This window comes from Herbaspirillum hiltneri N3, from assembly GCF_001267925.1.
GTDB lineage: Bacteria > Pseudomonadota > Gammaproteobacteria > Burkholderiales > Burkholderiaceae_D > Herbaspirillum > Herbaspirillum hiltneri.
In genome coordinates this window covers 1,212,902-1,235,993 of record NZ_CP011409.1, presented here as the reverse complement: position 1 = coordinate 1,235,993, position 23,092 = coordinate 1,212,902, and the positions used below count along the sequence as shown (strand labels likewise).

The following is a 23,092-nucleotide window of genomic DNA, read 5'->3' as shown; positions in this document are numbered from 1 at the left end:
AGGAGAATCGACATGCCTGATATCGAAACGCAGCAAGCAAGCGACAAGGCCGGCAACAGGGCCGGCAAAATCGTCGCCGGCGCCGTGCTGGCGACCGGACTCGGCCTGCTGTTTGCCGGCCGGCGCCGCAGGAAATCGCCGCCGGCGGCATCGTCCTCCCCTGCCCGGCCGGCGCCGCGTCCTGCCGCAGCGGGTAAGAAAGCGGCTCACCCCCGCAAGCCCGGATTCATCGAGCAACTCGCGCCGGTGCTGACCACGGTGCTGCCGATGATCGCGTCATGGCAAGCGGAACGCGGCAAGCGCGCGGCCCAGGCATCGCTGGAAAAGACCCGCGAATCGGCAGCGCTGGTACAGGCTGCCGCGACCCTGGCCGAAGACGCGTCGCAACTGCATCCGTCCGATGGCGGCATCGTCAAGATCGCGCCCGGTCCCTGGTGGCGCCAGGCATGGCAATTCATCCATGCCGCCGTCAACGCCTGGCTCGACAACTTCGCCCCCAGCATGGGTGCGGCGATCGCCTATTACACGATGTTTTCGATCGCGCCGATCCTGATCATCGCGATCGCCATCGCCGGAATGATCTTTGGCCAGGATGCCGCGCAGGGAGAAATCGTCGAGCAGATCCGCAGCATCGTCGGCACGGACGGCGCCGTTGCGATACAGGCCTTGCTGAAGTCGGTCAGCACGCGTTCGGACGGCCTGATCGCCACGGTGCTCAGCGTGATCACGCTCACCATCGGCGCCACCGCCGTCTTCGCCGAATTGCAAAGCGCGCTCGACCGTATCTGGAAGATGCCGGCGGTGGCGCGCCAGAGCAGCATCTGGACGCTGGTGCGCACGCGCCTGCTGTCGTTCGGCCTGATCCTCGGGCTCGGCTTCATGCTGATGGTGTCGCTGGTGGTCAGTGCCGGGCTGGCAGCCTTGGGGAAATGGTGGGGCGACTGGTTCGAGGGTTGGAGCATCGTCATGCACGTGGCCAACTTCGTGATTTCGTTCTTCGTCTTTACTGCGTTGTTTTCAGCGATCTACCGCTTCATGCCACGCGTCAGCCTGTCGTGGCATGACGTGCGCATCGGCGCGATGGCGACCACGGTGATGTTCATGATCGGCAAATACCTGATCGGCCTGTACCTCGGCAGGACCGGTATGAGCTCGGGCTTCGGCGCGGCCGGATCGTTTGCGTTGCTGCTGGCGTGGATTTATTACTCGGCGCAGATTTTCCTGCTCGGCGCCGAGTTCACCTGGATCTATGCCAACAACTTCGGCTCGCGCCAGCCGCGCATTTAGAGCGGCTGAATTATTTCTTATGCAGCCCAGCGTTGTGCCAGCGCCGCCAATTCGGCCTTGGCGCGCACCAGCGCCGCTTCGCGCTCCTGCACCGCGCTGAAGGTCAGCGGCTGGGCGTCGACGAAGGTCGGCGACGGGACGCCGAGGAAAGCAAACGCCGCGCGCAGAGCCGGCGTGAGCGCATCCATGCCGGCCATCGGCGAGCCCGGACGCAGGTCGGCGCCGCGCGTGGTCAGGAACAAGACCTTCTCCGGCGCCAGCTGCCCCTGATAGGAACCGTCGGCGCCGACCTTGTAGGTCAGGTCGGTGCGGACGATGTTGTCGATGAAAGCCTTGAACACGGACGGCATCGAGAAGTTGTACATCGGCATGGCGAACACGAAGGCGTCGGCCTCGAGCACGCGCTTGCACAATGCGTCGGAGGCTTCCAGCGTCTGTTTCATGGCCGGCGTGCGTTGCGCTGCCGGCGTGTAGGTGGCGACGGTGAAGGCTTCGCTGACGTGTGCCGGAGGATTGGCATCAGCGGCGACGTCGAGGTAATCGACGTCGAGAGCCGGGACCTGCTGCCTGAGCAGATCGATGAAGTGACGCGAGAGCGCGCGCGAGTTGGACCATTCGCGCTTGGCGCTGGCGTCGACGTGAAGCAATTTCATGAAGCTATTCCTTTATTGAGCAGGAGTGATGGATTTGCCGAAACGCATGGAACTGCTCAGCAACCCCTGGCGGAAGTAGAAGCGTTGCGCCAGCGCATTGGCCAGACCGGTGTCGAGCGTGAGCCGCGCGCAACCGGACTGCGCTGCGATGTCGCTGAGCGCGTCGAGCAGACGCGCGCCGCATCGGCTGCCGCGCGCCGCTTCGGTGGTGATCAGGTCGTCGACGTAAAGGAATTTTCCGTAGACCAGGTTCTCTTGCAGCCGGTAGCCGGCCAGCGCGACCGGCTGATCGTCTTGCCATTCCGCCAGCAAGCGGTAACCTTCGGCGGCCTGGCGCGCCACGCGTTCGAGGAACTCCGCTTCGCTTTGCAGGTGCGGGCGCAACTGCTTCATGACTACGTAGCACGCGCGCAGGGCTTCCTGCGTGTCGGCATGGCGCAGAACTGGACTGTTGGACATGGACATCCTTCCGGGCAGAGTTGACAAGTCTGCATGGTAAGGAAAGCTTGGCTCAACCGACAGAGCCAAGAAATACAGATTTCAGTGGGACATTGATTTTTACCTGGGCTACATCGACGTCGCCGAGCGCGCCGCCTGTTCGTACAGCCCGGACAGGATGCGCAGGAAGCGCGCCAGCTCCTCCAGCTCGAAGCTCTCCGTCTCGTCCCCGGTCAGGCCCGACACCAGCAATTGCTCGCGGATGTCATAGTAGCGCTTGCAAATATCCTGGCCCGCCTCGTTGGTCGAGTACAGCACTTCCTTGCCGCGCTTCTCGGTGTTGACGAGGCCTAGCGAATGCAGCTTCTTGAGCGAGTAGTTGACCACGTGCGTGTCCTCGATGTTGAGTATGAAGGAGATGTCGGCCAGCTTTTTCTCGCGCGCGCGATGGTTGATGTGATGCAGCACCAGCACGTCGGTGGCGGTCATGTCCTTCATGCCGGCGGCGGAGATGCAACGCACCATCCAGCGGTTGAAGGCATTGCCGGCGATGATCATGCCGAACTCGAACTCGCTCAATTCCTTGCTTCTCCCTGATGCCAGGTGCAACGACGATACGATGGGGACCTTGGCGACATTCTGCGCGAAGGTGGCTTTTACGTTTTTCTTGGCGGTCGGCATGGTGCTGGTTCCTGATATGAAATTCGGGTGGGTGCAGGATCGGCATCGGCATGCAGCGCTCTGCTACCGATACCGCTGCCGATACCGCTACCGATACCGATGGTCTGGATGGCGCCGGGCGTCTCGATCTTGAAGATCGACACCGCGCGCCCCAGCGCCATCGACTGGTCGTGCATGCTCTGCGCGGCGGCAGCAGCCTGTTCGACCAGCGCCGAATTCTGCTGGGTCATGTCGTCGATCTGTTCGATGGCGTCATTGACCTGGCGGATGCCGGCGCTCTGCTCGTCGCTGGCGGCGGAGATCTCGGTCATGATGTCGGCCACGTGTTTGACGCTGCGCACGATGTCCTGCATGGTGTTGCCGGCCTGGTCGACCAGCGTGCTGCCGGCATCGACCTTCTTGACCGAGTTCTGGATCAGGCCGGCGATTTCCTTGGCGGCCGAGGCGCTGCGTTGCGCCAGTCCGCGCACTTCCGCCGCCACCACGGCAAAGCCGCGTCCCTGTTCACCGGCGCGCGCCGCTTCCACTGCCGCATTAAGCGCCAGGATATTGGTCTGGAAGGCAATGCCGTCGATCACGCTGATGATCTCGACGATCTGGCGCGAGCTGTCCTTGATCTCGCGCATGGTATTGACCACTTGCGTGACGACCTCGCCGCCCTGCGTTGCCACCTGAGAGGCATTCATCACCAGTTGGTTGGCCTGCCGCGCATTTTCGGCGTTGTGGTTGACGGCGTCGGTCAGTTCCAGCATGGAGCTGGCGGTTTCTTCCAGCGTACTGGCCTGCAGCTCGGTACGCGCCGACAAGTTGGCGTTGCCGGCGGCGATCTCGCGCGCGGCCACTGAAATCGCGTCGGAGCCGTCGCGCACCTGGGTGACGGCATTGAGCAGGCCGTCGCGCATGCCTTGCAGCGCGGCGAGCAGCTTTCCGGTTTCGTCGTGCGCGCTGTTCTCGACGCGCACCGACAAGTCGCCGCCGGCGACGCGCTCGGCGATGTTGATGGCGGCATTCAGCGGACGCGTGATGCTGCGCATGACCGAGTAGCCGACCAGCACCGCCAGCAGCGACGCGATCGTCGCCATGCCGATCATCAGCATGCTGGCGGCGCCGGAAACGCGCTCCGCTTCCTGGCCGGCCTGTTCCATGCCGCGTCCCTGGAAGGCGATCAGGTTGTCGAGCGCCTTGAAGTACGCCGCCTGGTAGGGCGCGATCTCTGGCAGAATCAGGTCGCGCGCCTGCTCCACCTGGCCGTCCTTGACCGCCGCCAGGAAATTATTGAGCACCGGCGTGTACTGCGTGCGCGCCGCATTGACGGCGTCGAGCATGCGCTTGCCTTCGGCGGAGGGAGTGTCGCGCGCGAAGCGCTTCAGCGTCTCGTCGATGACAGCGCCGGCGCGGGTGATGGCGTCGAGCTCTCCCTTTATTTCATCGACGGTGCTCATGAACAGCAGGTTGCGCATGCTGCGCGCGGTTTCGTCGAGCGCGCCCTTGACCGTATTGGCCATTACCGTGCGCGGGTAGAAATCGTTGGCGATGCTGCGGATATTGCCGTTGATCTGGTTGAGGCGGTAGACGCCGATCACGGTCAGGCCGAGCATCAGCAGGATGACCACGCCGAACCCGAGGCCGAGGCGTTGTCCTATTTTCAGGTGAGACAGTTTCTTCATTTTCCACCCCTCAATGTTCAAGATGCAAATGCATGTCTGCGCGCAGGCGTAGCTCCGCCTGGCCGGCGGCTTTCCTCAAGAAAGAACCGGTCGCTTGCGGCAGGGATACCGGCCCCGCCGCAATCGACAGATCTCAAAGCCGCCGGCAATCAGGCCCGGCGAACGGTGTCAAAGGCCGAGTGTTTTTCCAGGAACCACTCGGCCTCCTTTCCCCCACCGTCGCCGAAGGGACGCTTAGAACGCGTGGCGGATGCCGGCGTTCCAGGCGCTGTTGCCGCTGCCGGCTTCGATCGAACTGCCGACCGTGTACGGCGCGCCGTTCTTGTTCTTGATGTGGGCATACATCGCGTACAAGTCGGTGCGTTTGGACAAGGCATAGCGATAGCCGAGTGCAAACTGATCCGCATCCTGGTTCAGCGCTGTCTTGTCATTCTTGCGAATGTAGGACGCCAGGACCGTATGCTGCACACCGAACGGCACCGTCACGCCGACCAGAATGTCGGCGCTGTCCGTGGAAGCCACGATGGGTGTGGTGCCGTAGGGATTGACGGTGTTGCGCAGCGGCGAGCTGTTGAGCCCTTTGTTGACACCATACGCGGCATGCAGCTTGACCGGACCGAAGTTATAGGTCGCGCCGAGCAGCGTGCTGCGGCCGGAACCGGTCTGGGTGGTCAACGTATCGTTGTTGCGACCATGGAAACCCAGGCGTACATTCAAGGGGCCGTTTGCGTAGCCGATGGCGGCGCCGAGCTGGCTGGCGGCCTTGGTGCTGCCGGCGGTTTCTCCGAAGCCGTAAGCCAGTTCACCGGTCACGCCACCGAAGTTCGGCGAGGCGTACTTGATGGTGTTGTCCATGCGGCTGGCGCCGTTGCCGGTGTTCGGCATCAGGTTGGCGGCGTCGCCGGCATAACCGGTGCCGAAAGGATCGACGGCCGACAGCACCAGGTATTGCGGCGTGTACTGGCGACCGGCGGTCACCGTACCGAAGCCGCCGCCCAGGCCGACGTAGCTTTGGCGACCGAACAGCAGGCCGCCCTGGCCCAATGCGCCGGTATCGTTCTGGAAGCCGGTTTCGAGCAGGAACAGCGCCGACATGCCGCCGCCCAGATCTTCCGTGCCCTTGAAGCCGATGCGCGAACCGCCGCTGATGCCGCTGGTCAGTTTGGTGACGTGACCCGCTGCGCCGCCGCTTTCGACCACGATGCCGGTATCGATCAGACCGTAGATCGTGACCGACGACTGCGCGTGCGCAGGTACTGCCTGGATGCCGACTGCGGCAAGCGCCGCTGCAGCCAAGACTTTATGTTTCATTGAAACTCCCCGATAGATGAAATTGCATCAAACCCAATAAACCGCGTACCGGCCAGATGTTGTGCGCGCCCTTCTGCCGGCCGGCATGCGCCTGCTCTCCTCCGGCGCCGGGACAATGGCCGTTGTCCCGGCGCGTTCAAAGAGAACCTCCGGACGCGCAGCCTTGCAGTCCTTGCTGCTATTGCTGCTATTGCTGCTGCGCGTCGCCATTCTTTTTCCGTTCGCCGGTCAGGCCGACAGCCGCTCGCGCGGCAACTCGAACTTGTTGCTCCTGAATTCCTTGAGGAAGGCGAACGCCTCATTGCTGTCGCCGATGAAGCCGAACGACGAATCCAGCACGCGCGGCGGCAGCCACGGATAAGGCAGGAACGATTGCAGCGTCTGCAGCAGGTCGCCGGCAACGTCGGCCATCAGCATCATGTGATCGATGCGGATGTGCATCTCACTGGCGCGCCAGATCTCTTCCGGATGCTGGTTCAGTTGCCAGTTGTAGTAGCCGCGACCAATGCGCAGCGATGCGGTTTCTTCCTCACGCATCAGCACCAGCCACGGCAGCTGTTCGATGCGGCCGTTGTTCACCGCCAGCTCGTCGCACACGTAGTAGGTGCGGCAATGCGTGAAACGCTTCGAAAAGTCGGTCACCAGGGTCTGCGCGATCCCCTCGGCGCCGACCACCAGCGGCGGAAACGCCACTGCGCTGGCCGAGGTCGAGATGCTGAGCACCGCGTTCGGTTCATAGATGTCATGGATCAATGAAGGACAGCATCTGTCTTTTGCATAGACGTACGCTTCCAACAGGGATTTATGCGTCAACATAAAATTCCTCGTTTCATGACGGGCGGACCCGTCGCTGTGGGGTCTGCGTGCGCCGCATCGCGGGCACGCCTCGGAAGGCGCTTACATGGTCATTCGTTGAGACGGTCAGTGACGAACATCTTGCCGGGCGCATGAGTGATGCAGAACGGCAGCTTGCTGAGTTCGGCAACATATTGCGGCGTCACGCCGCAGGCCCAGAACACCGGCAATTCGTCCTCCATGATCTCGACCGCGTCGCCGAAATCCGGACGCATCAGGTCGACGATGCCGATCGCCTGCGGATTGCCGATATGCACCGGCGCGCCATGCACCTGCGGCAGGCGCGCCGTAATTTCCACCGCGCGCGCGATGTCGCGGCTCTTGACCGGTCGCATGCTGACCACCGCGTTGCCGGTGAAACGTCCGGCCGGCTCGCACGGCATGCTGGTCTTGTACATGGCCACGTTGCGTTGCTGTTCGATATGGCGCAGCGGGATGCCGCCCTCGATCAGCGCGCTTTCGAACGAGAAGCTGCAACCGATCAGGAAGCTCACCAGATCGTCGCGCCAATATGCGGAAATATCGGCGATCTCCTGCCGCAGTACGCCGTTTTCGAAAATCCGATAACCCGGCACGTCGGTGCGCAAGTCGGCGCCAGGCGCGCTGCGCGGTTCGAAGCACCCCGGCTCCAGCACCTCCACCAGCGGGCAAGGCTTGGGATTGCGCTGGCAGAACAGCAGGAAGTCGAAGGCGTACTCGCGCGGCACGATCATCAGGTTGGCCTGCACGTGGCCGTCGGCATAACCTGCAGTCGGACCGTCGAACGCGCCGGAGCGGCACAGCGCGCGCAGGTCGGCGGCAGACAGGGCGGGATCTTTGCTTGCCATGTGCATCTTCATGTTGGTCATCGTCACCTTACAGTCCTCCGAGGTAAGCCTTCTTAATATCGTCGTTGTTGAGCAGTTCGCTGCCGGTGCCTTCCATCACGATGCGGCCGGTCTGGATCACGTAGCCGTAATGCGCAATCGCCAGCGCCTTGTGCAGGTTCTGCTCCACCAGAAGGATCGACACGCCCTTGGCGTTGACTTGCTGGATGGTGTCGAGCACCTTGGTGACGAACTTGGGCGCGATGCCCCATGACGGCTCGTCGAGCAGCAGCAGGCGCGGCTTGGCCATGAGTCCGCGCGCAATCGCCAGCATCTGCTGTTCGCCGCCGCTCATGGTGCCGGCCAGCTGATGGCGGCGCTCCTTGATGATGGGGAACGTGGTGTACATCTCTTCGATCGATTCCGCGATCTCGTGCTTGTCGCTGCGGGTGTAGGCGCCCAGTTCAAGATTGCGCTGCACGCTCAGGCGGCCGAACAGGCGGCGTCCTTCCGGCACCAGCGACAGGCCGAGGCCGACGCGGTCGAAGGGTGGCACCTTGCCGATGTCGGTGTTGTCGAACACGATGCTGCCGGCGTCGACCTTGTTGAGACCGGCAATCGCGCGCAGCGTGGTCGACTTGCCGTTGCCGTTGCCGCCCACCAGCGCCACCAGGCTTCCCGGCTTGACGTCGATGTCGACTTTGGACAAGGCCAGCACGCCGTCGTAGCTGGCTCGCAGATTTCTCACCTGTAGCATCATTCATCTCCCAAATAGGCGGCGATCACATGCGGATCGTTGGATACGTCGTGCGGCGAACCGTCGGCGATCTTCTTGCCGTAGTCCAGCACCACGATCTGGTTGGCGATCGGCATGATGCCTTCCAGCACGTGTTCGACGATCAGGCAGGAAATGCCCTGGTCGCGGATCTTCAGCACCACGTCGACGGTCTCGCGCACTTCGGTCGGATTGAGGCCGGCCATGACTTCGTCCATGAGCAGCAGCTTGGGCTTGACCGCCAGCGCGCGCGCCACCGCCAGGCGGCGCTGTTCGCTGATGGTCATGCTGCCGGCCGGCTTGTCGGCGAAGCGGCCGAGGTTGACGAAGTCCAGCAGCTCCTGCGCGGTGCGCCGCGCCGCAGCGACGCCGCGCTCGTTGAGGAAGGCGCCGACCATGACGTTTTCCAGCGCGGTCATGCTGGTGAAAGTGCGCGCCACCTGGAAAGTACGGCCGATGCCGATGCGGGCGCACTGCTCCGGCGACATGCCGGAGATCTTCAGGTCCTCCAGCCAGATATCGCCCGTGGTCGGCGGCGAATAGCCGGCGATGCAGTTGAACATGGTGGTCTTGCCGGCGCCGTTGGGGCCGATCAGGCCGACGATCTCGCCGGCCTGGACCGTGAAGGAAATATCCTGGTTGGCGGTCAGGCCGCCGAATTTCTTGTAGACGTTTTCAACGCGCAGCAAACTCATTGCAGGTTCTCCTTTGCGGTGTTGTCGGCCTGTGCCTTGATGGCCTTGCGGCGGGCGAACATGCTCTTGATGTAACCGAGGATGCCGTTCGGGTAGTACACCGCGATGACGATGATCAGCGCGGCATAGATGATCAGATCGGTGCCGCGGCCGGAGCCGCCGAAGATGGTGCGCGTACCTTCTTCGATCGCCGTCAGCAGGCCGGCGCCGACCAGCGGTCCGAACAAGGTGCCGATGCCACCCAGAATCGCCACCAGCGCCATCTTGATCGACATGCCGGTGCCCAGCACCGAGGCCGGATCGATGTACAGTTCTTTCTGCGCGTACAGACTGCCGCCCATTGCGGTGAAGAAGCTGCTCACCGCGAACGCGATCTGCTTGTACTTGCTGAGGCTCACGCCGAGGCTGCGGGCGGCGTCGGGCTCATCCTTGATGGCGCGGAAGTAGTAGCCGAGGAAGCTTCGCTCGATGATGAAATTGGCCAGCAGCGTCAGCAGCAGCAAGCCGAGCGCCACGTAGTAGTACGGCTCCTTGCCGGCGAAGATCATGTTGGCCCAGCCGCCCTCGCCCATCGGAATCGTCAGGCCCACTGCGGCGCCGGCGAAGTCCCAGTTGGTGAAGACGATCTGGATGATTTCGGCCACGGCAATGGTCGCCATGGCAAAGTAGTGGCCCTTGAGGCGGAAGCAGGACCAGCCGATCACCAGGCTGACCAGCGCCGCAATGACGCCGCCGACGATCATGGCGAACCATGGATTGACGCCGTAGACCGAGAACAGGATCGCCGAGGTGTAGGCACCGATGCCGTAGAAGGCGACGTGGCCGAGCGAGACCTGGCCGGCGTAGCCGCCGACGATGTTCCACGACACGCCGATCTGCGCCGCCATCAGGATCAGGATCGCCAGGTTCTGATGCGATGGGCTGGTGACGTACAGCGGCAAGGCCAGCGCCAGCACCAGCAGCGCGATCAGCAGTCCGTGCGTTTTATTGAAACCCGGTGCGGGCGCGGTCGGCGTCAGCGGCAGGCCGGAAGTATTTTTGAGCATGAGGTTTCTCCGAATAATTGGGTGATCGGGCTCAGGCCTTGCCCATCAGACCTTGTGGACGGAACATCAGCACCGTCAGGAACAGCGCCAGCACGATCGCCATCTTGTATTGCGGCCCCAGGAACAGGCCGCCCATCACTTCGATCACGCCGACCAGCACCCCCGCGATCAGCGCGCCGACCACGCTGCCGAAGCCGCCCAGGTTGACCACCACGAAGGCGATGAGGATGAAGTTGGCGCCGACTTCCGGGAAGATCGGGAAGAAGGTCGACAGCAAGGCGCCCGCCACGCCGGCGCAAGCAGCGCCGACGCCCCAGGCCAGCGCGAACATTTTTTGCGAATCGATGCCCATGAGCTGCGCCGCTTCCTTGTCGGCGGCGGTCGCTTCGAGCGCGGCGCCGAGTTTGGTGCGGGTCAGGAACAGGTAGATCACGCCGGTGACCACGATGGCGCCGAGGCCGGCGGTCAGCTGCGGCGAGCCGATCTGGATGCCGCCGAGCGAGACGTGGCCGGCGACCATGGAGTTTTCGATGGTGCGGAAATCGGCTTTCCAGAAAAACTGCGCGATGCCGCGGAACAGGATCATCAGGCCGAAGGTGGTGAAGATCTGCGACACCATCGGCGCGTTGGTGATCTTCCTGATCACCAGCTTGTACAGCAGCGCGCCCAGTCCGAACAAGAACAGCGCGGTGAGCGGCAAGGTGAAGATGGGGTCGAGCGCATACAGCGCAAACAGCCAGAAGCTCGAATACATGCCGAACATCAGGAATTCGCCGTGGGCGAAGTTGACGATGTCCATCACGCCGAAGATCAGCGTCAAACCGATTGCCACGAGCGCATAAATAAGTCCGATCAACAGGCCGGACGCCAGGGTCTGCACCAAAATATCCCAAGTCATGAATTTCCCCCTCAAACGAACTATTTACACGCCGTAAATACCCGCAATAAAAATTGAATCCGGGATGGAAGGCCGCCGGTGCAGCCTTCCGCTTGCTTCCCGTCGATGACGATTACTTGCGCTGATCCCACTTCGGCATTGGCCAGACGATGTCGCGCGTAGCCATGTCGAACGGCCACACGGTGTAGTACTTGCCGTTGATGATTTGCAGCAGGATGCCGGAGCTCAGCGTGTTCTGGCCATGCTCGTCGAACTTGATGCCCTTCCACGGCATGATCAGCTTGTTGCCGGGGATATTGGTTTCCGACAGCGCCTTGCGGATCGCTTCCGCGTCGGTGGAACCGGCGCGGTTGATCGCATCGGCCAGCGTCATCAGGCCGGTGAAGGTACGCGACGAATTGCCGGTGAAGTTGATCTTGAAGCGGGCATTGAACAGATCGTTGACTTGCTTGATCAGCGGATTCTTGCCGGCCAGGTCAAGCGACCAGACGTCGCGCGTGACGATGAAGTCGGCGTCCTTGCCCAGCGTCTTCACGAATTCCGTATCGATGAAGCCGGCGTCGTTGGCCAGGATCATGTCTGGCGTGAAGCCCAGTTCCTTGTAGGTCTTCATCGACAGAATGGCGTCGCCCAGATAGGAGGACTGCATCACCACTTGCGGCGCGGCGGCTTTGAGCAGCTGCACTTCGGAGGTCAGCTGGGTGCTCTTGGCCGGATAGACGATGGTCTTCACGAGATCGTAGCCGCGGTCCTTGGACAGCTTGGTTTCGAGCTTGGTGGTCTCATTTCCCCACAGCGTGTTTTCGTTGAAGGCGCCGAGCTTGCTGATCTTGATGCCCTTCTTGGCTTCCAACTCCTTGAAGAATTCGTAGAAGTTGGTGACGAACAGGTCGTCATGCGCCGTGGTGCGGAAGAACCATTTGAAGCCGCGCTGCGTCAGCGAAGCCGACGACGACTCGGGGTTCAGGTAAGGCACCTTGTAGCGTTCCGCGACCTGGCTGGTGGTGGCGGTGACGTTGCTGAAGTAGGCGCCGACCACGGCAACCACTTTTTCCTGCGTGATCAGGCGTTCCGCTTCGGTGGCGCCGACTTGGGGGTTGCCTTGCGAATCGGCGAACACCAGCTTGATTTTCGCGCCCTTCAGGTTCGGCAGACCGCCGCCGGCCGAGAACGGCAGGTTGGGCACGCCCTTGGCGCCGTTGTTGATGATGTCGGCGGCCAGTTCCAACGCGTCCTTCATCTCGGCCCCGGTGGATGCGGCGGCGCCGCTCAGCGGATAGATGACGCCGATCTTGATTTCCTGCTGTTGCGCTTGCGCCGAGAACGCGGCGATGCTGAAAGACACGGCCAGGCCGGCTTTGAAAACACGTTTGAAGACGAGACCTAACATGATGAGACGCTCCTTGTTGTATTGACTGACATCCAAAAATTCCCCCCACCGCATGACGCCGTAGACGCCAGAGCGGGAGCTACCCAAAAAATCACCACAAAACTTCCAACCCACGGCCGCCGCAAAAGCGAAGGCTGTGTTGATCCGTTTCCGGTCCGGTTGCCCGGACGGACTTATGTGCTGGTGTTGCGCTGACTTCTATCGACTGCGTAATTCAGGATTCATGGCCTTGCCCCGCACTTGCGCTACTGCTCGCCGGCATTTCGCCGACGTCGGGGGCAGGCTTGAAAAATGGCGGCGGTGATTGCGCTGGATTGCACTTCACCGCGTTATGCGTGGTTCTCTCGCCATTTTTTGTCTCCTTGATTTTTTTCTTGAATCCTATATGTTTCATCGATAATATGTCAATAAATTATTAGCATTAATAAAAATAAATGATCGCCAAATCATTAACGAGTTATTAGCAAAGCGCGTGCCAGTTTTCCGACGCTATCGCCACTTCAGACACAAACACAGACGCAGCAAGGCTTTAAGGAGGATCTGACGGACTTTCCGGATGTTTCCTCAGCAAAACGTTCGACCTTAATTGCACAATTTACGTGCAAAATGTCGATAATTCATCAATAAAAATGCACCTGAAAGTTCAATCGAGAAAGGCAATGCACCATGAATAAAGAGCAGACCACCCTGGGGGAACAACGCTGGCAGTTCTGGATCGATCGCGGCGGCACGTTTACCGACATCGTTGCGCGCCGGCCCGACGGCAGCCTGTTGACGCACAAGCTGCTGTCCGAAAATCCCGAGCAATACAAGGACGCGGCCGTGGCCGGCATCAAGCGCCTGTTGGGACTCAAACCCGATGAAGCGATCTCGCCGCAGCAGGTAGAAGCGGTGAAGATGGGCACCACCGTCGCCACCAATGCGCTGCTCGAGCGCAAGGGCGACCCGACCGTATTGGTGATCACCAAAGGGTTCCGCGACGCATTGCGCATCGCTTATCAAAATCGTCCGCGCCTGTTCGACCGCAACATCGTGCTGCCGGAATTGCTGTTCGAAAAAGTCGTGGAAGTCGACGAGCGCCTGAGCGCACATGGCGAGGTGGTGCAGCCGCTCGACACCGTGTCGGTGCGCCGGAAACTGGCTTCCTTATATGAAGAAGGCTATCGCGCCGTCGCCATCGTGCTGATGCACGGCTACCGCTTTACCGCGCATGAAGAAAAACTCGCCGCGATCGCCGCCGAACTCGGCTATACGCAAGTCTCGGTGTCGCATGAAGTCAGCCCGATGATGAAGCTGATCTCGCGCGGCGACACCACCGTGGTCGATGCCTACCTGTCGCCCATCCTGCGCCGCTACGTCGACCAGGTCGCCGGCGAAATGGCGGGCGTGCGCCTGCTGTTCATGCAAAGCAACGGCGGCCTGACCGACGCCCATCGCTTCCAGGGCAAGGACTCGATCCTGTCCGGGCCGGCCGGCGGCATCGTCGGCATGGTGCGCACGGCGGAGACGGCCGGCTTCGACAAGATCATCGGCTTCGACATGGGCGGCACCTCGACCGACGTGTCGCACTATGCGGGCGAATTCGAACGCGAATTCGAAACCCAGGTTGCCGGCGTGCGCATGCGTGCGCCGATGATGAGCATCCACACCGTCGCCGCCGGCGGCGGCTCCATCCTGCATTTCGACGGCACCCGCTACCGCGTCGGTCCGGACAGCGCCGGCGCCAATCCCGGCCCGGCCAGCTATCGCCGCGGCGGCCAGCTGGCGGTCACCGATTGCAACGTCATGCTCGGCAAGATCCAGCCGGCCTACTTCCCGAAAGTGTTCGGCCCGGCCGCCGATGAAGCGCTCGACCGCGACGCGGTGGTGCGCAAGTTCACCGAGCTGGCCGACCGCATCCATGCGGAAACCGGCAACCGCCGTACGCCGGAAGAAGTGGCCGAAGGCTTCATCGAAATCGCCGTCGGCAACATGGCCAACGCGATCAAGTTCATTTCAGTGCAGCGCGGCCACGACGTCACCGACTACACCCTGACCACCTTCGGCGGCGCCGGCGGCCAGCATGCCTGCCTGGTCGCCGACGCGCTCGGCATGACGCGCGTGTTCGCACATCCCTTCGCCGGCGTGCTGTCGGCCTACGGCATGGGCCTGGCGGACCAGACCGCGATGCGTGAACAGGCAATGGAACTGGCCTTGTCGACCGGCTCGGTCGGCACGCTCGATGCGGAACTGAACAAGCTCGCCACGCAAGCCGCCGACGACCTCCTGGCGCAAGGCGTGACGCCTGCGCAGATCGACGTGATCAAACGCGCCCACCTGCGCTACGACGGCACCGATTCGGTGATCGTGGTGGCCTTCGGCGATATCGCCGGCATGGTTGAGCAGTTCGAGGCCGCCTACAAGAAGCGCTATTCCTTCCTGATGCCGGAAAAGACCCTGATCATCGAAGCCATCTCGGTGGAAGCGATCGGCGTCTCCACCGACCGTGAAGAAAGATCCGAGCAGTTGCCGCCGCGCGATGGCGCGCTGGCGTCGGCCGAGACCGTGCAGCTGTTCTCCGGCGGGCAATGGCACGACACCGCGCTGTATCGCCGCGAAGACATGCGTCCTGGCGACGTCGTGCACGGTCCCGCGATCATCGCTGAAAAGAACGCCACCAACATCGTCGAACCGGGCTGGCTGGCCGAAGTGACGCCGCTGAACCATCTGGTGATGCAGCGCTACCAGGCGCGCACGCAGCGCAAGGCGATCGGGACCACGGCCGATCCGGTGATGCTGGAAGTGTTCAACAACCTGTTCATGAGCATCGCCGAACAGATGGGCCTGCGCCTGCAGAACACCGCTTTCTCGGTCAACATCAAGGAGCGCCTGGACTTTTCGTGCGCGCTGTTCGATGCGCAGGGCAACCTGATTGCCAACGCACCGCACATCCCGGTGCATCTCGGCTCGATGGGCGAGAGCATCCGCACCATCATCCGCGAGAACGCGGGCAAGATGCAGCCGGGCGACGTCTTCATGCTCAACGATCCCTACCACGGCGGCACGCATTTGCCGGACATCACGGTGATCACGCCGGCCTTCGACAAGGACGGCCGCGACATCCTGTTCTACGTCGGTTCGCGCGGCCACCACTCGGACATCGGCGGCATCACGCCGGGCTCGATGCCGGCCAACAGCACTGTGGTGGAGGAAGAAGGCATCCTGATCAACAACTTCCAGCTGGTGCGCGCAGGACGTTTCCTCGAACAGGAAACCATCGCCCTGCTCGGCTCCGGCCCCTACCCGGCGCGCAACATCGCGCAGAACCTGGCCGACCTGCAGGCGCAGATCGCCGCCAACCAAAAGGGCGTCGACGAGTTGCTGAAGATGGTCGATCACTTCAGTCTTGAAGTGGTACAGGCCTACATGGGTCACGTCCAGGACAACGCCGAAGAAGCCGTGCGCCGCGTCATCACGCTGCTCAAGGACAGCAGCTACGATTACCGGCTCGACAACGGCGCGGTGATCAAGGTGGCGATCCGCGTGAACCACGCCGAGCGCACCGCCGACATCGACTTCACCGGCACCTCGCCGCAGCTCGACAACAACTTCAACGCCCCCAGCGCGATCTGCATGGCGGCGGTGCTGTATGTGTTCCGCACGCTGGTGGATGACGAGATCCCGCTCAACGCCGGCTGCCTCAAGCCGCTCAACGTGATCATTCCGGAAGGCTCGATGCTCAATCCGCGCTATCCGGCGGCGGTGGTGTCGGGCAACGTCGAGACATCGAGCTGCATCACCAATGCGCTGTACGGTGCGCTCGGCGTGCTGGCGTCGGCGCCGGGCACGATGAACAACTTCACCTTCGGCAATGGCCGGCATCAGTACTACGAAACCATCTCGGGCGGCTCCGGCGCGGGCCAGGGCTTCAACGGCACCGACGTGGTGCAGACGCACATGACCAACTCGCGCCTGACCGATCCCGAAATCCTCGAGTGGCGCTATCCGGTCCGCCTGGAAAGCTATGAGATCCGCGCAAACTCGGGCGGCGCCGGCCAGTGGCACGGCGGCAACGGCGGTGTTCGCAAGATCCGCTTCCTGGAGCCGATGACGGCCTCGATCCTGTCCAACAACCGCATCGTGCCGCCGTTCGGCGCGGCCGGCGGCGAGCCCGGCCAGTGCGGACGCAATACCGTCATCCGCAAGGACGGTACGCAGGAAGAACTGGGCTTCGTCGCCAGCATCGACATGCAGCCGGGCGACGTGTTCGTGATTTCCACCCCGGGAGGCGGGGGCTATGGCAAGCCGGCCTGAGGTTGCGGCATTGATGTAAATCGTTTCTCTTGAGCAGTCGTCCCTTTGCGGTATCTCCGTCGCCTGACGGGGGTACCGCTTTTTTTATCGGAAAAACACTGAGGCTTTACCCCTCATTTCTTGGCTTTCGCCTGTTCGTTGCATGCTAAGATTTTCAAAAAAACTACGCCTGCGTATGTTTTCGCAAGGCAATAAAAATTGTGTGCTCAGGGAAATTTTGCCCGTCTTCCGGCGGGCATGTCTAAAGGGGAACTCGTAGTGAACAACATGTCTTTGAAGCAGAAGCTCTGGCTGCCACTGATTTTTTCCTGGATAGCTCTGTTTGCGCTGTCCCTGTGGAATATCTATGAAACCAGGAATTTGCAGATCGCCGATCGCCAGCGCGCGCTGATCGATATCACCGAAATGTCTTACTCCATCGTTGCCGGCCTGTACAAGCAATCGGCCGACGGCAAGATCCCGGCGGATGATGCGCGCAAGCAAGCCATCGCGCGCGTGGCAGACCAGCGCTATACCGGCAGCGGCTACATCACGCTGGTGGGGGCCGACTCAGTGGTTGTCATGCATCCGATGAGCCCCAAGATCAACGGCAAGAACATGATCGACTTCAAGGACGCCAAGGGCAATGAACTCTACAAGATGATCGCCGCAACCGGCTCGTCGGCCGCCGGCGAAGGTTTCCTCGAATACTGGTGGCCGCGTCCGAACGAAGACAAGCCCAGCTCCAAGATGGGCTTCGTCAAACGCTTCAAGCCATGGAACCTGGACTTTGTCGCCAGTGTGTATCAGGACGACATCCAGGCCGACTTCTATCGCTCGCTGATCAAGGCCGGCGTGGTGCTGCTGATCCTCGGCGCGGTCATGTCGGCGATCGCCATGCTGGTGGTGCGCAACATCTACCGCTCCATCGGCGGCGAGCCGGCCGCAGCGTCGCAGATCGCGCGCAAGATTGCCGAAGGCGATCTGACCGGCGTGATCGCCGTGCGCAAGGGTGACGAAGCCAGCCTGGTGTCCTCGATCGCCTACACGCGCGACCGCATGGTCGACACGGTCAACAACATCCTCAAGGCCACCGACTCGATCAAGGAATCGGTCGACGAGATTGCTCACGGCAACATGGACCTGTCCAACCGTACCGAAGAACAGGCGAGCTCGCTGGAAGAAACCGCCTCGGCCATGGAAGAAATCACCTCCACCGTGAGGCAGAACGCCGCCAACGCCAAGCAGGCCAGCGAACTCGCCGTATCGGCCTCGACGGTCGCCGAAGAAGGCGGACATGTGGTCGAGAAAGTGGTGCAGACCATGGACTCGATCAACGCCTCGTCGAAGAAGATCGTCGAGATCATCAGCGTGATCGACGGCATCGCGTTCCAGACCAATATCCTCGCCTTGAACGCCGCAGTCGAAGCGGCGCGCGCCGGCGAACAAGGCCGCGGCTTCGCCGTGGTGGCGTCGGAAGTACGCAGCCTGGCGCAACGCTCGGCAGCCGCCGCCAAGGAAATCAAGTCGCTCATCGACGGCTCGGTGCAGGAAGTGCGCACCGGTTCGGACCTGGTGGGCCAGGCCGGACAGACCATGAACGAAGTGGTCGAGAGCATCCGCAAGGTCAGCGACATGATCAAGGAAATCGCCGTCGCCAGCCACGAACAAAGCGAAGGCATCGACCAGGTCAACCTGGCCATCACGCAGATGGACGAAGTCACGCAGCAGAATGCCGCACTGGTGGAAGAAGCCGCCGCCGCGTCGAAATCCATGCAGCAGCAAGGCGACAACCTGGTGAAGGTGGTGGGCGTGTTCAAGCTCTGACCCCGGCGCCGCTGTCCGCGCAATGGAAAAAGCCCACGCCTTGCGGTCGTGGGCTTTTTCTTTGGACGGCGCTGAATCAGTGCTTAGTACGGTCCGCGAATCGCTGCGTGGATCTTGTCGCGATATAGCGCCGCCAGCTTGTCGTGCAGTTCAGCCGGCAGCGGCGCCAGCGCCGCTGCGCCGGCGTTCGACAGCACCTGCGCCGGCGAGCTCGCACCCGGAATGATCACCGACACGGCGTCGTGGTCAAGGATCCAGCGCAGCGCCATCTGCGGCATGCTCATGCCAGCCGGGACCAGTGCGGCGATTTCCTGCGCCAGGTCGACGCCGGTGGCGAACTCGAGACCGGCGAAGGTTTCGCCTACGTTGAACTGCTGGCCGTCGCGGTTGAAGTTGCGATGATCGTCCGGCTTGAAGGTGGTGGCGCGCGTCATCTTGCCGCTCAGCAGACCGCTGGCCAGCGGCAGCCGGACGATGATGCCGACGCCCTTTTCTTTTGCCTGCGGCAGCAATTCGGCGAGGGGTTTCTGGCGGAAAATGTTGAAGATGATCTGCAGCGAAGTCATGCCTTCCTGCTCCAGGCACAACAGGCCTTCTTCCACGCTTTCGACGCTGGCGCCGAAGCGCGTGATCAGGCCGTCATCGCGCAACTCGCGCATCCAGTCGAAAATCTTGCCGTCCTTGAGCACGGCCGGCGGCACGCAGTGCAGTTGCGTCAGGTCGAGCTTGTCGACACCGAGGCGCTCGAGCGAGCGCTGCGTCGCCGTGCGCACGGCTTCGCGGCTGTAGCCGTCCGGATAGATGGCGCCGCGGCCGAGCTTGGTGGCGACGGTGAGGTCCTTGTGCGAGGTCAGGAACTGGCCGATAGAACGTTCGCTGGCGCCGTCGCCGTAGACGTCGGCGGTGTCGATGAAGCGGACGCCGGTGGCATAGGCTTGCGCCAGCGTCTGCTGGGCGATATCGTTATCCCAGTGATCGCCCCAGCCGCCGCCGAGTTGCCAGCAGCCGAGACCGACTTCGGGAACGGTCAGGCCATCGCGGGCGAGCTTGCGTGTTTGCATGTGTTGTCCTTGTGGTTGAAGCATTGAACGTGCGGCGCCGGATCGCGGCGCGCGGATGAGGCCGCCATGTTATTCCGGGCGCTTGCAGGTTTCCAATGAATTATTGCGCGTGGGGAATACGGATTTCGGCATCGCTCATGAAAAAGGCCGGTTCTCACCGGCCTTTTATTTCCTTGCTCGCGTTAAGTTCAGCGCGCAAAGAACGCGATCACGCCATACACGAATGCGGCGAACGGCCCCACCACCACGATGGTGACCAACAGCACTTCGGCCAGCACGTAAGCGATGGCGCCGGCGGCAATGGTCGAGAGGTAGGCGGTGGCGCCGAATTCTCCCGGCACCAGCAGATTGATCAGCGCCAGCACGATGGCGGCGATGCCGAGGCCGACGATGACGTTGAACTTGGTGGGACGGTAGGGATTGAGCCAGCGGAATGCGGGCGAAGCGTTTTGTTCGGTGGCGAGGCTGTTCGACGTAGTGGACATGGCGATATCGGTAAGAGGCTAAAAAGAAGCGACGCCTTGAACAGACGTCTCGTTGAGCGATGATGACCGACATTATACGACGTTACAGCCCGCCGAAACAGCCGCACGGGCGAGACGGACTGGACGGATTGTGCGGATTGTCAAGCAAACCCGGACAAAGACCGTCTCCGACCATCCCCCCTGCTCCGCGGCCCTTCGCCCCTCAACCGGTGATGATTTCCGGTGCTTGTCCTTTTTGCAAGGCATCCTTCATGTCGAAACCGGCGTCGAAATCATCGACCTGCACCGTGAGGTTGCCGTAATGCGCAAAGTCGTCCAGCACTACGCGCTCGTCGACGCTGATCAGTCCCTGCTCCATTGCGCGCGCATTCCAGCGCCGCATCTCGATCAGGCTTTGCGGTATCGCCGGCAGCACGCCGTCCTTCACCGACTGCTTCAAGCGCGCTTCGATTTCGTGGACTTGCGGCAGCAGATTGAAGGCGTGCTCGCCGCTACCCAGGGGATCGGTACTGAAATCGGGCTGGTAGGCATCCACTACCAGCCGGTCGCGCGCCGCGCCCGGCGTCTGCATCGCCAGCGCCACTTCGCTGGCGAGCCGGTCGGACGGCTTGCGGAACGACAGGCCGAGCGGGAACATCCAGATCCGCAGCGCAAACGCGATGAACGGATTGGGGAAGTTCTCGAGCACGTCGATGATGGCCTCCTGGGCGCGATGCAGGGCGTCTTGCACCGACCACGCGACATACGGCAGGTCGGCGCTCTGGCGGCCGTCGTCTTCATAGCGCTTGAGGGTCGCCGAGATCAGGTAAAGCTGCGACAACACATCGCCGAGGCGTCCGGAAATGCGCTCGCGGAATTTGAGCGAACCGCCCAGCACGAACATCGACACATCGGTCAGCAGCGAGAAACAGGCCGACATGCGCGCCACCGCCCGGTAGTAGACGCGCGTCTCTTCCGCCGCCGCGTTCGGCGCCGAAGCCAGCAGTCCGCCGCTGAGACCTGCCACCAGCGAACGCGCCATATTCGCGGCGACGAAACTCAGGTGGCCGAAGAAGGCCTTGTCGAAATCTTGCAGCGCGCGGTCGTGGTCCTCGTCGGCCGCCGCGGCCATTTCCTTGAGCACGTAGGGATGGCAGCGGATCGCGCCCTGCCCGAAGATGATCAGGCAGCGCGTCAGGATGTTGGCGCCTTCGACCGTGATGGCGATCGGAATCTGCTGGTACACGCGCGCCAGGAAATTGCCCGGCCCCATGCAGATGCCCTTGCCGCCGATCACGTCCATGCCGTCGTTGACCAGCATGCGGCCGCGTTCGGTGACGTGGTATTTGGAGATCGCCGAAATGACCGACGGCTTCTCGCCGGCATCCACCGCCAGCGACGACAGCCGGCGCGTGGCGTCCATCATGTAGAGGTTGCCGCCCATGCGCGCCAGCGCTTCCTGGATGCCTTCGAACTTGCCGATGGCGATCTTGAACTGGCGCCGCATGGCGGTGTAGGCGCTGGTGCCGCGCACCGCCATCTTGGAAAAGCCCACGCTCGATGACGGCAGCGAAATCGCCCGTCCTGCCGCCAGGCATTCCATCAGCATGCGCCAGCCCTTGCCGACCTGCGCCTGGCCGCCGATGACCCAGTCCACCGGGATGAAGACGTTCTCGCCCGACGTGGGCCCGTTCTGGAATACCGCGTTAAGCGGCCAGTGGCGGCGCCCCGTGACCACACCCGGATGGCTGGTCGGGATCAGCGCGCAGGTGATGCCGGGCTCGGCGTTGTCGCTCAGCAGATGGTCGGGATCGTGCGCGCGGAAGGCCAGGCCGAGCACGGTGGCGACCGGCGCCAGCGTGATGTAGCGCTTGGCCCAGGTGACGCGGAAACCGATCACTTCGCGCCCTTCATGCATGCCCTTGCAGACCACGCCGATGTCGGGAATCGCCGCGGCGTCGGAGCCGGCGTAAGGACTGGTGAGCGCGAAGCACGGGATCTCTTCGCCGCGGGCGAGGCGCGGCAGGTAGTGGTTCTTTTGCTCTTCGGTGCCGTAATGCAGCAGCAGTTCGGCTGGCCCCAGCGAGTTCGGCACCATCACCGAAATCGCCGCCACCGAACAGCGCGAGGACAACTTCATGATGACCTGGGAATGCATGTACGCCGAGAACTGCTTGCCGCCGTATTGCTTGGGAATGATCATGCCGAGGAAGCCCTTGTCCTTGACGAACTGCCAGGCTTCCGGCTGCAGGTCCTGCCACACGACCGAGGTGTCCCAGTCGCTGACCATGGCGCACAGCTGCGTGACTTCGTTGTCGAGAAAGGATTGCTCTTCGGCCGTCAGCGCCGGCGGCGGCAATCGCATCAGCTTGTCCCAGTCGGGCTTGCCGGAAAACAGCTCGGCGTCCCACCAGACCGTCCCGGCTTCGATGGCGTCGCGTTCCGTCGCCGACATGCTGGGCAATATCTTGCGGAAAATGTCGAGCGCCGGACGCGTGATCAGCGTCTCCCGCACCGACTTGATCGCCACCAGCAGGGTCGGCACGCCCAGCAGAATCGCCAGCAGCACGCAGGCGACCGCATTGGCCTGGTCGGTCATGCCGCCTATCCATATCCAGGCCAGCTCCGCCACCAGCCAGGTCCATGCGCCGGCGCGCATCATCATCAGCGCCAGGGCGCCCGCCACGAAAAGCACTAGCCACAAGATCATGTGAGTCTCCCGTTAAAATTTCTGTTGTCTGCATGGCAACGTCCCGAGAAGACGTGCATGCTGCTTATGGTTCAACGATTCAACGATGATGCGGACGCATAGCGGGATATTCCCACAGAAGTCGCCGCTGCGGAAACCGCCGACATCCTCCCGATACTTTCGACGCAAGGTCGCACATCGGTTCATGCAAGAGTGACCGCATTTCCCGGCAGAAATTCATTCTTGCCGGATTTCCGGCTTTGCCTCGGAACAGAAA

General features: G+C 62.3%; 18 protein-coding genes. 3 read left to right on the top strand and 15 right to left on the bottom strand.

What is annotated here, in order from left to right:
* Positions 1-12: 12 nt before the first annotated feature.
* Positions 13-1,287, top strand: coding sequence for a YihY/virulence factor BrkB family protein (locus F506_RS05565; protein WP_083457618.1), 1,275 nt, complete (start codon positions 13-15; stop codon positions 1,285-1,287).
* 17 nt (positions 1,288-1,304) lie between these two features.
* On the opposite strand, the gene F506_RS05560 is transcribed toward F506_RS05565, so the two are convergent.
* The 12 genes from F506_RS05560 to F506_RS05505 all read right to left on the bottom strand — a co-directional run bounded on the left by F506_RS05560 (position 1,305) and on the right by F506_RS05505 (position 12,502).
* Positions 1,305-1,940, bottom strand: coding sequence for an FMN-dependent NADH-azoreductase (locus F506_RS05560; protein WP_053195709.1), 636 nt, complete (start codon positions 1,938-1,940; stop codon positions 1,305-1,307).
* 12 nt (positions 1,941-1,952) lie between these two features.
* Positions 1,953-2,399: a GNAT family N-acetyltransferase gene (locus F506_RS05555; protein WP_053201289.1), complete on the bottom strand. Its 447-nt coding sequence runs from the start codon at positions 2,397-2,399 to the stop codon at positions 1,953-1,955.
* Positions 2,400-2,507: 108 nt separating this feature from the next.
* Positions 2,508-3,059, bottom strand: coding sequence for a winged helix DNA-binding protein (locus F506_RS05550; RefSeq protein WP_053195708.1), 552 nt, complete (start codon positions 3,057-3,059; stop codon positions 2,508-2,510).
* A complete protein-coding gene (locus tag F506_RS05545; RefSeq protein ID WP_053195707.1) occupies positions 3,035-4,726 on the bottom strand; it encodes a methyl-accepting chemotaxis protein in 1,692 nt (563 codons plus the stop codon). The genes F506_RS05550 and F506_RS05545 overlap by 25 nt, the downstream gene beginning before the upstream one ends.
* 234 nt (positions 4,727-4,960) lie before the next feature.
* Positions 4,961-6,037 (bottom strand): porin, encoded by a 1,077-nt coding sequence (locus tag F506_RS05540; RefSeq protein ID WP_053195706.1) that lies wholly within the window; start codon positions 6,035-6,037, stop codon positions 4,961-4,963.
* Positions 6,038-6,265: 228 nt separating this feature from the next.
* Entirely contained in the window at positions 6,266-6,853 is a 588-nt protein-coding gene (locus F506_RS05535; protein WP_053195705.1) for a hypothetical protein, read from the bottom strand.
* Between the two features lie 89 nt (positions 6,854-6,942).
* Positions 6,943-7,725: a putative hydro-lyase gene (locus F506_RS05530; protein WP_053201287.1), complete on the bottom strand. Its 783-nt coding sequence runs from the start codon at positions 7,723-7,725 to the stop codon at positions 6,943-6,945.
* Positions 7,726-7,747: 22 nt separating this feature from the next.
* A complete protein-coding gene (locus F506_RS05525; protein WP_053195704.1) occupies positions 7,748-8,455 on the bottom strand; it encodes an ABC transporter ATP-binding protein in 708 nt (235 codons plus the stop codon).
* On the bottom strand, positions 8,455-9,168 hold the full coding sequence (locus tag F506_RS05520) for an ABC transporter ATP-binding protein (protein WP_053195703.1): 714 nt from the start codon (positions 9,166-9,168) through the stop codon (positions 8,455-8,457). Before F506_RS05520 ends, F506_RS05525 begins: the two co-directional genes overlap by 1 nt.
* The gene (locus F506_RS05515; RefSeq protein WP_083457614.1) at positions 9,165-10,214 is read right to left on the bottom strand and encodes a branched-chain amino acid ABC transporter permease; all 1,050 of its coding nucleotides are present in this window, start codon (positions 10,212-10,214) and stop codon (positions 9,165-9,167) included. The genes F506_RS05520 and F506_RS05515 overlap by 4 nt, the downstream gene beginning before the upstream one ends.
* A gap of 31 nt (positions 10,215-10,245) precedes the next feature.
* The gene (locus tag F506_RS05510; RefSeq protein ID WP_053195702.1) at positions 10,246-11,112 is read right to left on the bottom strand and encodes a branched-chain amino acid ABC transporter permease; all 867 of its coding nucleotides are present in this window, start codon (positions 11,110-11,112) and stop codon (positions 10,246-10,248) included.
* Positions 11,113-11,224: 112 nt separating this feature from the next.
* Complete coding sequence (locus F506_RS05505; protein WP_053195701.1) at positions 11,225-12,502, bottom strand: ABC transporter substrate-binding protein; 1,278 nt, start codon at positions 12,500-12,502, stop codon at positions 11,225-11,227.
* Positions 12,503-13,168: 666 nt separating this feature from the next.
* Between F506_RS05505 and F506_RS05500 the strand changes: the two genes are divergently transcribed.
* Together F506_RS05500 and F506_RS05495 are read left to right on the top strand one after the other, a co-directional pair.
* A complete protein-coding gene (locus tag F506_RS05500) occupies positions 13,169-16,795 on the top strand; it encodes a hydantoinase B/oxoprolinase family protein (RefSeq protein WP_053195700.1) in 3,627 nt (1,208 codons plus the stop codon).
* 258 nt (positions 16,796-17,053) lie between these two features.
* Positions 17,054-18,601 carry a methyl-accepting chemotaxis protein gene (locus F506_RS05495; protein WP_053195699.1) on the top strand — a complete coding sequence of 516 codons (1,548 nt, stop codon included), beginning with the start codon at positions 17,054-17,056 and terminating at the stop codon, positions 18,599-18,601.
* 83 nt (positions 18,602-18,684) lie between these two features.
* Here the strand turns inward: F506_RS05495 and F506_RS05490 are convergent, their stop codons facing one another.
* From F506_RS05490 to F506_RS05480, 3 genes are all read right to left on the bottom strand, one after another.
* Positions 18,685-19,662 (bottom strand): aldo/keto reductase, encoded by a 978-nt coding sequence (locus F506_RS05490; RefSeq protein WP_053195698.1) that lies wholly within the window; start codon positions 19,660-19,662, stop codon positions 18,685-18,687.
* A gap of 188 nt (positions 19,663-19,850) precedes the next feature.
* On the bottom strand, positions 19,851-20,147 hold the full coding sequence (locus F506_RS05485; protein WP_053195697.1) for a hypothetical protein: 297 nt from the start codon (positions 20,145-20,147) through the stop codon (positions 19,851-19,853).
* A gap of 202 nt (positions 20,148-20,349) precedes the next feature.
* A complete protein-coding gene (locus F506_RS05480) occupies positions 20,350-22,836 on the bottom strand; it encodes an acyl-CoA dehydrogenase (protein ID WP_053195696.1) in 2,487 nt (828 codons plus the stop codon).
* Between the last annotated feature and the right edge of the window lie 256 nt (positions 22,837-23,092).

Coding starts and splice junctions, on each gene's coding strand:
- F506_RS05520 (WP_053195703.1), bottom strand. CDS start 9,168: ATGAGTTTGCTGCGCGTTGAAAACGTCTACAAGAAATTCGGCGGCCTG.
- F506_RS05555 (WP_053201289.1), bottom strand. CDS start 2,399: ATGTCCAACAGTCCAGTTCTGCGCCATGCCGACACGCAGGAAGCCCTG.
- F506_RS05550 (WP_053195708.1), bottom strand. CDS start 3,059: ATGCCGACCGCCAAGAAAAACGTAAAAGCCACCTTCGCGCAGAATGTC.
- F506_RS05510 (WP_053195702.1), bottom strand. CDS start 11,112: ATGACTTGGGATATTTTGGTGCAGACCCTGGCGTCCGGCCTGTTGATC.
- F506_RS05500 (WP_053195700.1), top strand. CDS start 13,169: ATGAATAAAGAGCAGACCACCCTGGGGGAACAACGCTGGCAGTTCTGG.
- F506_RS05540 (WP_053195706.1), bottom strand. CDS start 6,037: ATGAAACATAAAGTCTTGGCTGCAGCGGCGCTTGCCGCAGTCGGCATC.
- F506_RS05515 (WP_083457614.1), bottom strand. CDS start 10,214: ATGCTCAAAAATACTTCCGGCCTGCCGCTGACGCCGACCGCGCCCGCA.
- F506_RS05505 (WP_053195701.1), bottom strand. CDS start 12,502: ATGTTAGGTCTCGTCTTCAAACGTGTTTTCAAAGCCGGCCTGGCCGTG.
- F506_RS05545 (WP_053195707.1), bottom strand. CDS start 4,726: ATGAAGAAACTGTCTCACCTGAAAATAGGACAACGCCTCGGCCTCGGG.
- F506_RS05530 (WP_053201287.1), bottom strand. CDS start 7,725: ATGCACATGGCAAGCAAAGATCCCGCCCTGTCTGCCGCCGACCTGCGC.
- F506_RS05480 (WP_053195696.1), bottom strand. CDS start 22,836: ATGATCTTGTGGCTAGTGCTTTTCGTGGCGGGCGCCCTGGCGCTGATG.
- F506_RS05560 (WP_053195709.1), bottom strand. CDS start 1,940: ATGAAATTGCTTCACGTCGACGCCAGCGCCAAGCGCGAATGGTCCAAC.
- F506_RS05525 (WP_053195704.1), bottom strand. CDS start 8,455: ATGCTACAGGTGAGAAATCTGCGAGCCAGCTACGACGGCGTGCTGGCC.
- F506_RS05485 (WP_053195697.1), bottom strand. CDS start 20,147: ATGTCCACTACGTCGAACAGCCTCGCCACCGAACAAAACGCTTCGCCC.
- F506_RS05490 (WP_053195698.1), bottom strand. CDS start 19,662: ATGCAAACACGCAAGCTCGCCCGCGATGGCCTGACCGTTCCCGAAGTC.
- F506_RS05565 (WP_083457618.1), top strand. CDS start 13: ATGCCTGATATCGAAACGCAGCAAGCAAGCGACAAGGCCGGCAACAGG.
- F506_RS05535 (WP_053195705.1), bottom strand. CDS start 6,853: ATGTTGACGCATAAATCCCTGTTGGAAGCGTACGTCTATGCAAAAGAC.